Origin of the sequence: Nostoc sp. (genome assembly GCF_036917415.1) — a bacterium.
In the GTDB taxonomy this organism is placed as follows: domain Bacteria; phylum Cyanobacteriota; class Cyanobacteriia; order Cyanobacteriales; family Nostocaceae; genus Nostoc.
Window position 1 is genome coordinate 154,716 of the sequence record NZ_JBALDJ010000113.1, and the last position, 14,493, is coordinate 169,208.

General features: G+C 40.1%; 13 protein-coding genes and 1 pseudogene. 8 read left to right on the forward strand and 6 right to left on the reverse strand.

The annotated features are described in order from the left end of the window. Positions 1-320: 320 nt before the first annotated feature. Positions 321-995 (reverse strand): response regulator transcription factor, encoded by a 675-nt coding sequence (locus tag V7K41_RS25290; protein ID WP_334852651.1) that lies wholly within the window; start codon positions 993-995, stop codon positions 321-323. A 195-nt stretch (positions 996-1,190) separates the two neighbouring features. Then, a complete protein-coding gene (locus tag V7K41_RS25295) occupies positions 1,191-1,478 on the reverse strand; it encodes a Mo-dependent nitrogenase C-terminal domain-containing protein (protein WP_334852652.1) in 288 nt (95 codons plus the stop codon). A 966-nt stretch (positions 1,479-2,444) separates the two neighbouring features. Between V7K41_RS25295 and V7K41_RS25300 the strand changes: the two genes are divergently transcribed. The 6 genes from V7K41_RS25300 (at position 2,445) to V7K41_RS25325 (ending at position 9,185) form a co-directional block, all read left to right on the forward strand. Further along, on the forward strand, positions 2,445-2,633 hold the full coding sequence (locus V7K41_RS25300) for a hypothetical protein (protein ID WP_334852654.1): 189 nt from the start codon (positions 2,445-2,447) through the stop codon (positions 2,631-2,633). Between the two features lie 44 nt (positions 2,634-2,677). Continuing rightward, entirely contained in the window at positions 2,678-4,171 is a 1,494-nt protein-coding gene (locus tag V7K41_RS25305) for a sensor histidine kinase (RefSeq protein ID WP_334852656.1), read from the forward strand. Between the two features lie 15 nt (positions 4,172-4,186). Further along, entirely contained in the window at positions 4,187-4,615 is a 429-nt protein-coding gene (locus tag V7K41_RS25310) for a response regulator (RefSeq protein ID WP_334852657.1), read from the forward strand. A gap of 77 nt (positions 4,616-4,692) precedes the next feature. Next, positions 4,693-5,730, forward strand: a complete 1,038-nt coding sequence (locus V7K41_RS25315; RefSeq protein ID WP_334852659.1) for a sensor histidine kinase — start codon at positions 4,693-4,695, stop codon at positions 5,728-5,730. A gap of 21 nt (positions 5,731-5,751) precedes the next feature. After that, positions 5,752-8,223: a GGDEF domain-containing response regulator gene (locus V7K41_RS25320; protein WP_334852661.1), complete on the forward strand. Its 2,472-nt coding sequence runs from the start codon at positions 5,752-5,754 to the stop codon at positions 8,221-8,223. Positions 8,224-8,567: 344 nt separating this feature from the next. Next, on the forward strand, positions 8,568-9,185 hold the full coding sequence (locus V7K41_RS25325) for a class I SAM-dependent methyltransferase (protein WP_334852663.1): 618 nt from the start codon (positions 8,568-8,570) through the stop codon (positions 9,183-9,185). Positions 9,186-9,260: 75 nt separating this feature from the next. Here the strand turns inward: V7K41_RS25325 and V7K41_RS25330 are convergent, their stop codons facing one another. Next, positions 9,261-9,758 (reverse strand): GNAT family N-acetyltransferase, encoded by a 498-nt coding sequence (locus V7K41_RS25330; protein WP_334852665.1) that lies wholly within the window; start codon positions 9,756-9,758, stop codon positions 9,261-9,263. Positions 9,759-10,089: 331 nt separating this feature from the next. On the opposite strand from V7K41_RS25330, the gene V7K41_RS25335 reads away from it, so the two are divergent. Both V7K41_RS25335 and V7K41_RS25340 read left to right on the forward strand, forming a co-directional pair. Next, positions 10,090-10,290 (forward strand): hypothetical protein, encoded by a 201-nt coding sequence (locus tag V7K41_RS25335; RefSeq protein ID WP_334852667.1) that lies wholly within the window; start codon positions 10,090-10,092, stop codon positions 10,288-10,290. Between the two features lie 418 nt (positions 10,291-10,708). Then, a pseudogene (locus V7K41_RS25340) lies at positions 10,709-10,834 on the forward strand (ATP-binding protein); the annotation flags it as partial. Positions 10,835-11,005: 171 nt separating this feature from the next. Here the strand turns inward: V7K41_RS25340 and V7K41_RS25345 are convergent. The 3 genes from V7K41_RS25345 to V7K41_RS25355 form a co-directional block, all read right to left on the reverse strand. Then, complete coding sequence (locus V7K41_RS25345) at positions 11,006-11,725, reverse strand: DUF4079 domain-containing protein (protein WP_334852668.1); 720 nt, start codon at positions 11,723-11,725, stop codon at positions 11,006-11,008. A gap of 428 nt (positions 11,726-12,153) precedes the next feature. Next, on the reverse strand, positions 12,154-13,773 hold the full coding sequence (locus tag V7K41_RS25350; RefSeq protein ID WP_334852670.1) for a glycosyltransferase family 39 protein: 1,620 nt from the start codon (positions 13,771-13,773) through the stop codon (positions 12,154-12,156). 269 nt (positions 13,774-14,042) lie between these two features. Continuing rightward, positions 14,043-14,420, reverse strand: coding sequence for a hypothetical protein (locus V7K41_RS25355; RefSeq protein ID WP_334852672.1), 378 nt, complete (start codon positions 14,418-14,420; stop codon positions 14,043-14,045). Positions 14,421-14,493 lie beyond the last annotated feature (73 nt).

Below are 14,493 nucleotides of genomic sequence, written 5' to 3' on the forward strand. Positions count from 1 at the left end.
ACCTAATATAATTAACTCTGAATTGGATGAGTTTTTGCTGAGATTGCCAAAAACCCCAAATTTTTCTATTAAAGAAGATTTTGGGGTTTTAGCATGATTTTACACTGTGGGGAATCTCACTTCTTTACTCAGCACGGGCTAAACGCCCCGCTTCCGCTAACGGAACTCGAAACTCGGAACTGTTTTGCCCCATGCCCTTCAGGAGTGCTGAGTGCTGAGTGCTGAGTGCGGAATCTCACTTCTTTACTCAGCACGGGCTAAACGCCCCGCTTCCGCTAACGGAACTCGAAACTCGGAACTGTTTTGCCCAATGCCCAAATTCAATCATGCAATGTGTAGCCAACACCGATCACAGTTTGAATGAGACATTTTTCGTTATTGGCTTCAAGTTTCAGGCGCAGGTAGTTAATATAAGGTTCAATGATGTTGGCATCGCTGATGAAGTCGTAACCCCAAACTTCCTCTAAAATGCGATCGCAGCTAATTATCTGTCGCGGATGGGCCAGCAAATATTCTAGTAAATCAAATTCCTTAGCAGTTAACTCAATTAACCGCCGATCTCGGTACACTTCGCGCGTGCGACGATTTAAACTTAGGTCTTCAAATTCTAAAACATCTGCGTACTCTGCTTGGTTGCTTCTTCTTAGGTGAGCGCTGACTCTGGCTAATAATTCATCAACGCTGAACGGTTTAACGAGGTAATCATCAGCACCAGCGTCTAAACCTACAATGCGATCGCTCACTTCATCTTTGACGGTTAATAAGATTATCGGCACTTTCTCAGCTATACTTCGCAGGCGGCTGCAAATTTCCAACCCCGACAAACCAGGCAACATCCAGTCTAAAATTACTAAATCCAGATGCAACTCACGCGCTGCGGTGAGTGCAGTCAATCCATCGTAGGCAATACTGACTTGATAGCCTTCATAATTCAATTCCAATTCGACAAATCGTGCCAGTTTGACCTCATCTTCAATCAGTAAGATGTGCGTCATGATGATGTTAATGATTTCAGCAGGATACGGTAAGCAACAATACGGTCTGGAAACACTTTAGCGAGGTGTTAGCTACTTAATAGCTAAACATCTAATTAGGTGTACGTTAGCTTAGTATAAACCTGAGTAAGTAAGTACAACCGTAAATCTGCAATTACCGATCGCTGCTCGATCAAAGAACAATCCAACTGGCTATCAGCAATAAGCTGTGATATCTTCACCACATTCATCAGCAAGATAACAGAGCGCTTTAAAACGCAAACCAACCACTTCCTCGTATAGGGGATTTAATTTACACATCGGAGGGAGATGAAATAGCTTCCAACCAAACAGCGTAATGTCTTGTTCAAAGGGACACTGAGCAGGAATAGCTTTGCATAGGAAATGAGCCAATTTGGAGTTATGAATTTCTATTGTTTCCAACCACTCGCGGACTGGGTGTAGTAGATCGTTGTGTAAGTGAACTTGAATAAAGCTTGTCATAATTTTTCACCTTGATAATTTCAAACTAGATTGAGTTTTTTGTATAGGACTTATGCAAAAAACCTCTCTAACTCTTATTCCTCTGTGTTCTCTGCGTTCTCTGTGGTTTGATTTTCCGTGACCTGTGCGTAAGTCCTGTTGTATTTGAACCTTTATAAATAAATACAGTTAGGTTTTGTAGTTTTATGCACTTATTACTTTTTCTTTGGTTCTCTACAGAGGTAGATGGAGTATTGTTAACTACACATTCAAGTACTACAGTTTCTGATAATTTGTCCTGACTTTTCACTTCATATTGAAAAACCAACCCAAAACCTAACCCCCTAACTTTTCCCTCGTAGGGGAGGGGGAAAAACCAAAGCCTTTCCCTTGGTGAGCTACGGTATACACACAAGCCGAAGAAAGCTCGATTCTCAGGGCAAAAATGTAGACAGGACAACGCTTTTCAGCAAATTGGCACTATAGCAGTTTACAGTTGAGTCCAATACAGACCTAACCCCCAACCCCTTCCCTAGCAAGGAAGGGGAGTAAGATTCAAAGCCTTTCTGCTCTTAGGAGAGAGGAATGGAAGTGAGGTCAAAACTGTACTGCACTCAAACGAAAACCGCCATATTTGACAAACATTTCGGCTCAATCCCTTAACGATGCAGAATTTTTCAGGTCACTGACAGTACTTTATGTTTCTATCTAGTCTGCGTATTTATCGATCAATTTAATATCAAGTTAATATGAGTAAAAGTTTTTAAGTACAATTACTGATATTATCTAGCACATTAATGTAATTTTTGCAAGCGAAAATCTCGTGAAAATGGCTACGGAAATATACTGAATAATTTAACAAAATTTATTATTTGCCTTCTTATGTCTCAGAAAATATACGCTCACAATCATTAACCAATATAGATATCCTTTATTAGAGCTAATTCGCTCTCAAAGTTAAGAAACTTGGTATCAGTTACTAAAACTATGACGAGTAGTTGGGCTGCTAGCTACCCTTCTCACCCTTCTCTTTCAAAGACGGGAACGCGTGACGATCCTAGCGGCGCTAAGGCAGCGATCGCAAAGCGTCTCATTGGCGTAGCCTCTCGTAGAGAAAAGAAAATAGCCACTAGAGAGCGACTGTTACCGTTCTACAGCGCTGGCTCACCGTTTTGACCAAATTTAGCCAGCAGCTACTTTTTCAACTAGGAAGGTAAAAAATGGAATGGGCTATTTACAAAAAGAATACAGGCAGTTTTGTAATAGCAGTCGCAATTATGACTGGTGTTGGCATAATCTCATATCTTAGTTTGCTTCAGTATAGAGAAAACTCTCAATGGGTAACACATACACGCGAGGTGCTTGAAAAGACAAAAGATGTAATGTCAGAGATCAAAGATGCAGAGACTGGACAACGGGGCTATCTTCTCACGGGCAAAGAACGGTATCTGGAACCGTATCGCACTGTAACTGGCGACATTGCTCAGAAACTTAAGGCTCTACGCCAATTAACTATAGATAACCCCAATCAACAGCGGCGGCTCGATCGCCTTGAACCCCTGATTGCGAAAAAACTGGTTTTGATTGAACAGACGATTAACGCCAGGAGCAAAAATTTAGAATCTGCGCTGCAAATAGTTCAGACAGATCGGGGTCAGCAGATCATGGAGGACATCCGAATCCTGACCACAGCTATGGAGAAAGAAGAGAATGAGTTGTTGAAACAGCGATCGATGAAGGCGAACGCCAGCGCTCATCAAACAACTTTGCTGACTATTTTTGGCAGCATTATCGCTTCTGTTATCGTCGGTTTCGCAGCCATAATCACCAATCAGGAACTTATCAAACGCAAACGGATGGAAAATTCTCTGCAAAAGGCTCGCGATCAGTTAGAGATAGAGGTTAACAAACGGACTGCCGAACTTAGAAACATTAACGAAGAATTGCAAACTGAAATTAATGAGCGCAAAAAGGCGGAGTCAGAGATTCTGCGCCTGAACGTCCAGCTTGAGCAGCGAGTTGCAGAACGCACAGCACAACTCGAAGCCACTAACAAAGAGATGGAAGCATTTAGTTATTCTGTGTCTCACGATCTGCGGGCCCCCTTGCGGAGTATCGACGGCTTTAGCCAAGCACTACTAGAAGATTATGCTGACAAGCTAGACGGGCTAGGTCAAAACTACCTCCAACGAGTGCGTGCAGCCACCCAGCGAATGGCACAACTGATCGACGATTTACTAAATCTGTCACGATTGACGCGTAGTGAGATGCGTTACGAAAAGGTCGATCTGAGCGCATTAGTGGAGGCGATCGCTACAGAGTTGCACAAAACCCAACCAGAACGCCAAGTAGAGTTTATCATTACGCCGGGATTGGTTGCTAATGGTGATGCTCATCTGTTACGGATCGTGCTAGAAAACCTGCTGGGTAATGCGTGGAAGTTTACAGGTAAACATCCAAAAGCCCGAATAGAATTTGGGCTTTTACAGCAAAATGACACCCCTGTATATTTTGTCCGTGATGATGGCACAGGCTTCGATATGGCCTATGTTGAGAAACTCTTCGGTGCTTTTCAGCGCCTACACGCTATGACTGAGTTTGAAGGTACTGGTATCGGACTAGCTACTGTGCAGCGCATTGTTCACCGTCATGGTGGCCGTGTCTGGGCTGAGAGCGTAGTGGAGCAAGGCGCAACATTTTACTTCACCCTTTAACTATAGGAATACAACATGATTTTACTTGTAGAAGACAATCCTGACGATGAAGCGCTAACCCTACGCGCACTGAAGAAAAACAATATTATGAACGAGGTGGTGGTGGCACACGATGGGGTGGAAGCTCTAGATTATCTCTTTGGTAAAGGTGTTTACGCCGATCGCGACATGAACGTTATGCCCCATATCATCCTCTTGGATTTGAAACTGCCCAAAATGGATGGTCTGGAAGTTTTACGACACCTGCGTACCGACGACAGAACAAAAATCCTTCCTGTAGTCATTCTCACCTCGTCCAAGGAGGAGCAAGACTTAATCAATGGTTACAGCTTGGGTGCTAATAGCTATGTTCGGAAACCAGTAGATTTTTCCCAATTCAGTGAAGCGGTGCGACAACTAGGATTGTACTGGTTTGTCTTAAACGAATCACCGCCGAGGATATAGCTTATACCAATCCTCCAAAATCAGGTTATAGACGCAAGGCTGACTTTCTTAATTACGAATTACGAATTACGAATTACATGGGTATACCACTGCGCGTATTACTTGTTGAGGATTCAGAAGACGACGCTTTGTTGCTGCTGCGTGAACTACAACGTGGTGACTATGAAGTAATCTTTGAACGGATTGATACACCTACAGCCATGAAAGCTGCGATCGCAGAGCAAACATGGGATATCGTTATCTGCGATTATTCTATGCCCACCTTTAGCGCTCCAGCTGCATTGAAGCAGGTTAAGGAAAGTGGACTTGACCTGCCATTTATTATCGTTTCAGGAACTATTGGTGAAGATACGGCAGTAGCCGCCATGAAAGCTGGTGCCCATGACTACATTATCAAAGGCAATCTAGCACGACTTACCCCTGCTGTTGCCCGCGAGTTGCGTGAGGCACTAGTGAGACGGGAGCGTAAACAAGCAGAAGAGCAGATTAAAGCATCGCTTCAAGAAAAAGAGGTGCTATTGAAAGAAATTCATCACCGGGTAAAAAATAATTTGCAGATTATTTCTAGTCTGCTCAACCTGCAAGCAGAGTATCTCAAGGACAATCAAGCCCTTGAGGTATTCAAAGATAGCCAGAACCGGATTGAATCAATGGCTCTGATCCACGAGAAACTATATCAGTCTCAAGACTTGGCAAGAATCAATTTTGCCGACTATATTCAAGATTTAGTAACTAATTTATTTTATTCATACAACGTTAATTCCAGCGCTATTACCTTGAAAATGAATGTTGAGGAGGTTTTTCTAGTCATTGATGCAGCTATTCCTTGCGGCTTAATTATCAATGAACTTATTTCAAATTCCCTAAAATATGCCTTTCCCCAGACAGAAGGGGGAGAAATTTCTATTGACTTTTGCTTCGATGAAGTAAACTTATATACACTCACTATCAGTGATAATGGTGTCGGTTTTGCCCAAGATTTTGACTTTCATAATACAGAATCATTAGGTCTGCGATTAGTAAAAGGTCTAACACATCAGCTAAAAGGCAATATCGATTTTAGCAGCAATAACGGAGTAAAGTATAAAATTATATTTCCGATTAAAAATTTATAAATTTATAATTTCAATAAAAACATGAACCCAGTAAATATATTAGTTGTTGAAGATGAATTCATCGTGGCAATGGATATACAAAATCGGCTAAGGAAATTTGGATACACTGTTCTGGGGCTTGCCGATTCTGGAGAAGAAGCAATTAAGAAAGCAGCAGATGGTTCTCTAGATTTAGTTTTAATGGATATTCACCTCAAAGGAAATATGGACGGTGTGGAGGCCGCTCAGATAATTCATAATATTTTTAATATTCCAGTCATATATCTGACTGCTAATGCAGATGAATCAACATTGAATCGAGCAAAGGTAACAGAGCCGTTTGGTTACATTCTCAAGCCCTTCAAAGAAAAAGAATTAAAGTTCACAATTGAAATTACCCTTTCAAAACATCGGACGGAAAAAAAATTAAAACAGAATGAACAATGGCTGACTACTGTACTTAAAAGTATTGGAGATGCTGTGATTACTAGTGACGAATCTGGAACTGTGACTTTTATGAATCCAATTGCGGAGGAACTGACGGGTTGGAACTATTCAGATGCATTTGGTAAAGAAGCAACAGAAGTATTTAATATTGCTCATGAACAAACTCGTATAATAATTGAAAGTCCGATAACGCAAGTCCTTCAGTCAGGCGTTACTGTCGGTCTACCAGAACAGACGATACTTATTGCTAAAAACGGTACAGAAATACCAATTGATGATAGTATTGCACCGATTAAAGATGACAACGGTAACATCACAGGTGCAGTTTTAGTCTTTCAAGATATCACCGAGCGGAACCAAATTTTAGAGGCACTAGCGCGTCGCCAGCAAGAATTCAAAGCACTAATTGAAAATGCACCCGATATTATTTCCAGATTTAACCCTCAATTGCGCTACGTTTACGTTAATCCAGCTATTGAAAACATTACAGGAATATCAGCCGAAACATTTATCGGCAAAACAAACGCAGAGTTAAATCTGCCGGAAGAATTTTGCCGGATATGCGATCGCAAGCTCCAGCAAGTTTTTCAAACGAAAGAAGAAACGGAGTTTGAATGCAGTTTAGCGATCGCCCAGCAAACAAGACATTACCATACCCGTCTTGTGCCTGAATTGGCTAGCGATGGCGAAGTATATTTTGTTTTAAGTATTGCTCGCAACATTACTGCTCTCAAACTTGCAGAAGCGCAATTAATTCATGATGCCTTTCACGATGTACTAACCGGTCTGCCAAACCGCGCCTTATTTATGGAACGGCTAGAACGGGCGCTCATGCTGATAAAACGACGCACAGACTATAAATTCGCTGTTCTCTTTCTAGACCTAGATCGCTTCAAAGTTGTCAACGACAGTCTCGGTCATACAATTGGCGATCAACTACTAACTGCCCTTGCTCGCAGATTGGAGAATTGCCTGCGTGCTGGAGACACAGTTGCTCGTCTAGGGGGAGATGAGTTTACAATTTTGCTTGACGATCTCCAAAATGCCAATGACGTAACAAGCGTAGTGGAGCGGATACACGAAGTTCTGACATCTGCGTTCCAACTCAGTGGGTACGAGGTATTTACCACCGTCAGCATTGGCGTTGCCCTGAGCAAGGGTAGTTACAACCGACCGGAGGAACTCTTGCGCGACGCTGACATTGCAATGTATCGTGCTAAAGCATTGGGTAAGGCACGCCATGAGATATTTGACTCAACCATGTACACCCAAGTAACGCAGCTATTAGAGTTAGAGATGGATCTACGACGGGCAGTTGAACGCCAGGAGTTTCAGGTTTACTACCAGCCAATTGTTTTATTAGAAACTTACAAAATTATTGGCTTCGAGGCTCTCGTTCGCTGGCAGCACCCGCAACACGGATTAGTTTCTCCAGACAACTTTATTCCCCTGGCAGAAGAAACTGGGCTGATTATCCCTATTGGTTATTGGGTACTAAGCGAGGCTTGTCGTCAGATGCGTGCTTGGCAAGTACAATTTCCTACTGACCCACCCTTAACAATCAGTGTAAATCTTTCCACTAAACAGTTTTCACAACCTGGGCTGATTGAGCAAATTAACCAAATTATCCAAGAGACTGGTTTAGAAACTGGCAGTTTAAAGCTGGAGATTACCGAAAGTGTACTTATGGAAAATATTCAATTAGCAACTTTTATGCTCTTGCAACTGCAACAGATGAATATCCAATTACACTTAGATGATTTTGGCATCGGCTATTCATCCTTGAGTTACCTGCACCGCTTTCCCAGTAATGCTTTGAAGATCGATCGTTCCTTTATTGCTAAGATTGGTGCTAATGGAGAAAACTTAGAGATTGTTCAAGCGATCGTCGCTCTAGCACAGAATCTAAACATAGATGTAATAGCAGAGGGCGTAGAAACCGTGGAGCAACTGGCACAACTTAGAGCCATGAAATGCAAATATGCACAGGGATATTTTTTCTCCCAACCCCTTGATAGCAAATCGGTAGAAACATTAATTTTATCTGGGATTGAACCTAGATATTAACCAGTTTTTAACTTCGTGTAACTAACTCGACAAAAGCCCGATAGTACAACCAATTCAGAACCGCTATAGTTAATTTGTGTTGTTAACCAAATTCTTGGAGGCGCAGCTAAACTTACCCCTCTTTAATCACTATCGGTAGAGAAAAATCTAAAACCCTTATTTCTCATGACTTTTATCAATTTAGACGTAGGTTGGGTTGAGGAACGAAACCCAACACCCAAAGACCTTAGAAAAGTTGGGTTTCACTTTGTTCAACCCAACCTACATTTATTTTTCTTTCCCCAAAGTGATAGAAGAGGGTTACCCGCAAAAAGCATCAAGCTTTAAGAAAGCTGCGAAAACTAATGACTGATGACTTTTTCAATCACAAAAAGCTACTTTTTGACCTATGGGCATCAAGTTACGATTGGTTCTTTCCTTCAGTGTTTTATCGAGCCGTTCACCAACGGTTGCTGGAGTACGTCGATTTACCAGAGCCAGCAAATGTACTTGATATAGGCTGTGGTACTGGACGCTTGCTTGAACGCCTTGCTACTCAGTTTCCCGATCTCCGAGCTACCGGATTGGATTTATCTGCTAATATGTTGCGGGTAGCAAGACAGAGCAACCGCCACCGTCCACGCTTAATTTATATTGAGGGCAAAGCTGAGTCTCTTCCCTTTGCTGATGGTCAATTTGATGCAGTTTTCAGTACTATCAGCTTCTTGCACTATTTGCAACCTAAACAGGTGGTTAGTGAGATAGCACGGGTACTTTCTCCTGGCGGACGCTTTTATTTGGTTGACATTACTTCCAAAAAAGAGACAGAACCTCAATTATTGCCAGTCTCTCCTCGTGGAATTAGACTCTACAGCCCTAATCAACGTCAACTTCTTGGCTCCTCTGCTGGGCTATTGTGTTTGAATCACCATTATTTACTAGGGCCTGTCTTACTAACGATTTTTGCTAAACCTCCAAGTTGAAATAGGAAATGGGGGAGAGTAAAGGGCTGGAAACATCTTGTATCAAGCCTTGTTCTGCATATCTTAAATTACGAATTACGAATTAGTCTGACCTTGATATTCCATAAACACCACAGGAACTTTGAGCAGCCTTTTAGCTAACTGCGAGAATCTAAATTTTTCCTTGAGCGTAGATAAGCCTATTGTCTTAGGAAATTGTGGCAAGTCTTCAAAAGATATTGGCACAAAGTCAAAGCGACTGTAAAACTGCACCAGCCGTTGACCTAAGCATTCCAGATAAAGTGATTGCGTTGCTGTATTAATCAAATGTTGCGTTAGCAAACTACCCAAACCGCGACCTCTCCAAGCTGATGCAACGACCAAGCTACTAAGTTCTTGTGCCCCTAAGAAATTACGCAGCTGTCCACAAGCTATCAGATTCTCATTGTATTCAATTACCCAAAATTGCTGCCAATTTAATTGGGTTGGGTCGAGTTTGGCTGAAAATACCAGCAATCGAATCGACCACTGATCCGCAGAGGTTGCCTTGCGAAGTACATATCCAGATGGTAACGATAGATTGCTCTGGTTCATTAATTACACTTTGATAGTTTGTATCACCATCATCACACCATACTATTCATTCAGATCCAGTCAGATCGTTTGCTATTTTCTGTCAACTATCAATAAAGCAATTTTAAAAGCGTCTTGGAGATAAACCCATTCCGAGTTTTCCCTTAACGACAGCAAGGGTTCTCAGGTTAATAAAGTCTATATTTGTGGATTTTTATCAGCATATATGAGTAGTACTAAACAATACTTACGATAGAGGAACGAATCAGCCATAACTATATTCTGGATAGATACACTCACACGCCTAATTTTTTTAAGATAATCCCAAGAATAAAAGATTAGGAATGCAGTCATGGCTGAAGAACAAAAAGAAAAATCTAATAATCAAGAAGCTACACCTACCGCTTCTGGCGGCTACCAAACCACCGTTGACGAAAGTACCCGCCAAACTGGCGATGCTGAAAAGAGTGATGGTAAATCCACTGCTACACCAGAAGCACCAGAAAATGATTCTGTAGCAGGTAGTCCCAATCAGGGAACTGAGTCACGTTAATTGGTTTGAACTTTCCCAAGTTTTAATTATCTTGTCAGGTTTTTTGTAATCACCCTAATACAGTAAGTATCGAGTGGATATGTGGTGTAACAGCTACAATTATCCACTTATTTTTTGTGTAATGAGCTACATTATGTCTAAGTAGGTCGGCGTAAATAATTATTGTTGGGATAAGGCAGGGGGCAGGGGGCAGGGAGCAGGGGGAGAAAGAGTTTGAGCCTTATTTACTTTTCTTCACACAGTTTGGTTTTATTGCACCGACTTACTTACATGCGTGCGTTAGCGTTGCTTACCGCAGGTATCGCAGTCAAAAATCCCGATGCATCCAGCAGCATAAAGCGTTGCAAAACAGTGGGATGAATATATGATTGATGGGGCAAAGTGGATGCAGCAGTTGATTCAAGACTTGGTAGTAGTAATTCAAGGAACAGGACTAGGACTTACCATCGTTAAAAAATGTGTAGAGTTACATGGTGGTCATATTCAATTAGAAAGTGAGCAGGGTGTTGGTACAACAGTAATTGTCACTCTGCCACTACAATGATTAGGCAAGTAAATAAATTATCATAATTGGGCATCGGGCATTGGGCAAAACAGTTCCGAGTTTCGAGTTCCGTTAGCGGAAGCGGGGCGTTTAGCCCGTGCTGAGTAAAGAAGTGAGATTCCCCACTCAGCACTCAGCACTCCTGAAGGGCATTGGGTTCTTTTCCCCTGCTTATTTTGGTGCTTGGGGATTTGGCGTTGGACAAGTTTTATTAACAAAATTACACTGATAAATATAGGGTTCTTGCCAACTCAGGGGAATTTCTAACAAGTCTCGCGTTCCTGTCATGCCTTGTCCAATAAATAGCAACAAAGCAATGCAGTTTAAAATGGTATGGACGATACGCCAGCGATTGGACTTATCTTGATAAATGTCTTGAACAATTGCTAATGAAAAAATCATTAGCAGTGCTGCGGTAATTCCAATATAATAATGTGACCAATACCACTCATTGGTGAGGCGATAGACTCCATCTTGACAGCCTAGAATTACTAAACCTGCACCAGTTAAAGTTGCAAAAACTGCCCGCCACACCCGTTGTTTTGCCCAATAAAGAAATACTAACGAGGCGATGGTAGCAGCAAATATTAGCAGTATAAAAATCACTTGAAAAGGTGTTTTATTCCATAATTGATTTTTGATGATATTTTTGCCAATAGGGTAGCTTAATCCGATTAAAGTTAATCCAACAACTGCACTTGTGAGCCTTTCACCTAACTGCTTATGTTCTGCACCCACCACTGGAGGAATTTTACTCTTACTCCCCGCTAAAATTTGCATTCTACGTTGGCGTGTTTGCCAAGCAAAATTAACTACTGTACCGATGAGTGGAAACACGAATATAATTGCGATCGCTGGATGTAAAAGACCAAGAAAATCTGTTATTTGCATACAACACCTTTCAATGAATCATTGAATTCATCACAAAGGATAATTTAAAGCATCGTACCATTACTTAAATTAATTTCAGATGAGAATTTGTTTAATATTTATTTTTGTTGTTTTTAGCTGATTTTACAGCTATTTTCAGGTAAATAGACCACGCGGTAGGGGCACAGCAATGCTGTGCCCTTACGACAGATGTTGTTCAAATACATGAAAACTGCTGTAATCAAAAACTATTTGAATCTCTTATAAAAGATGATGAGTCTATGAAATATTTCCATATATCAAAAGATATATGGAAATATTTTTTAATATAAAGTTCCACAAATAGATAGTCGAAAAGAATGATTTCCAGGTAGAGGCAATAAAGACTCTTTTCTACGAGACGCGAATTTGTCTACATGAATTTTTTATAGTACAATATGTAGTTTTGGCTACGTCCTAATTTTTTTAAAAAATACATTGCTATGTGGATTTTCTATTTTCCAGAGCAAGTAATTTTTGTCACTATACACAACAAACGTTTTATAATTATAATTTGTTTCTATTTGCTTGCGCCAGGTATCTGAAGGATTTAATAAAAAAATATCAGTGAATCCATCAATAATATTGGGGATAGAACGGTCTTTTACTAATTGAAACTGCACTTTTGGCTGTACAAGATAGCTGAGAGAAAAGACATTACCATAATTAATACCAGAATCATTGCTAATCAAAAGTGGATGAGTAGCCTGATTGATAATTTTTGCAACTTGTGGATTACCAGAGCTAATAACCTTACTCCACCAAGTTTCAGCCTGAGAACTCACTCCATAAGAAACTAGCCCACAAATAATCACTATTCCCATAATTATTTGCCAGATTCTCCGGCGTGCAAAACTTTTATTGTGTAGCTGCGTAGCTAGTAAGTAAGTGACAGCTAGTTGAATTCCTAAATAAGAAATCAATAAATAACGTTCGGCAAGTGAGCGTATACCCCCAAAAAGTAAATCTGGTAGCATTAAAGGTAATGCAGGAATTATAATCAGCGTGACGATAAACAACCAAATTTTATAGTTAGTTGTTCGACAAATAAAATAAATAGAATATCCAATAAGAACTAAAAAAATGGGTGTAATTACATAACTAAACGGATTTTCAAAGCCAAAGTCTAAATCAAGAAAAATCCGATTTAACTGTAAAAGCCAAGATTTAATTAAAATGTCTAGGGGTAAATGTCTCTTTGTCCATGCTGTTGAACTCTTTACTTGCAATAAGTTAACTATTAAAACCATTATCCAAGGTGTAAAAGCTAAAAACCCTGCTAAAGATGCTAAGAGATAAGCTTTTACTGTTTTAGTAAATCTAAACTTTGCAATGGCAATTACATAAATTCCATGAGCAACTACGACAAATCCACTGAACAAAAATGTATATAAACTAAGCACCAAAGTGACTGCATACATTCCCCAATTTAATATGCGTAGCACTCGCTCTTTTGATTCTAACCGTAATGCTCGTAGTAATGAAGCGCTGCATAGTAATACAGTCACTATCCAGAGAATATATTCTCGTGCTTCTTGGGCGTATACTAACTGAATAGGGGAGATTGCCATAAGTGCGATCGCAACTTCCGATACCCATGCCGATGCTTTAAATAATTCTCGACACAGCCAATAAATACTGGGAAAAATCAACAAGCTGATGCATGCTGATAAACTTCTGATTACTGTCACAGAATTGCCAAATATTCCCACCCAAAACCGAGCGAGTATATAATAGAGTGGTGGATGCTGTGGATCGTCTACTTCCAAAGATATAATTGTGTCATTTAAGCCTTTCTCAATATTGGGACTTTGGAATTTGGCAAAACTTTCCTTATTAATTATGCGACCATTAAATATTTGCTGCTTGACTTGATTTGTTGTATAACCAGAAATCCGCAATGAAGTGAAAGTCTCATCGTGCCAATAAACTTTGCGGTCAATGTTAAAAAAACGAAAAAATATACCCACCATTAACAACATGACAATAAGAAACCGCAACCTATTTGGAGCAAGTTGGAGATGTCGCATAACTAAATTTCACAATAACTTGTACAATAATTATCTACTTTAACGAAATAAGTTTATGACTCTCAAAACTATTGCAATTGTAGATAGTGAGTTAGTCAAGTAGCGGAGGTAGCAATTTGCTAGATAAGATTGTATATTTAGCTACAAAATTAACTGTTTAGTGAAGTGGGAAAAGTGGGTTTAGTAGGATGTTTTTGTAGGAAACTTTTATTATGCTGTTGAAATGACAATTATTTTCTCATTAACAAATAAAAATTGGGATGTACCCGTTAATTATTTCTTAAAAGATGACTAATTTGTATATTACGTCGGCGCAAATTACGAATTTTAGCCAATTTACAGATTGAATAATAGTTATCATTATAAACAATATCTGTCTTAAATTTATACTTTTTTTCTATTATTTTGCTCCAAGTCTCTGAAGGATTAAGTAAAAATACATCAGTAAATCCATCAGGAATCTTAATAATTTTTTGATTGTTCACCAACAAAAATCGCACTTTTGGTTCCAAAAGATAGCTTAAAGAAAAGACATCACCATAATTATTGCCCAAAGCATCACTAATCAAAAGTGGACGATTACTCTGATTAATGATTTGGGCAACTTGTGGATTGCTAGAATTCATACCAGGGTTAGCGCGTCTCAAACCCTATTGACAAATGGATTCTATGAGAGAGTTGAGTTAGGGAGAGCCGCCGCCAAAACAGAAACCATATACT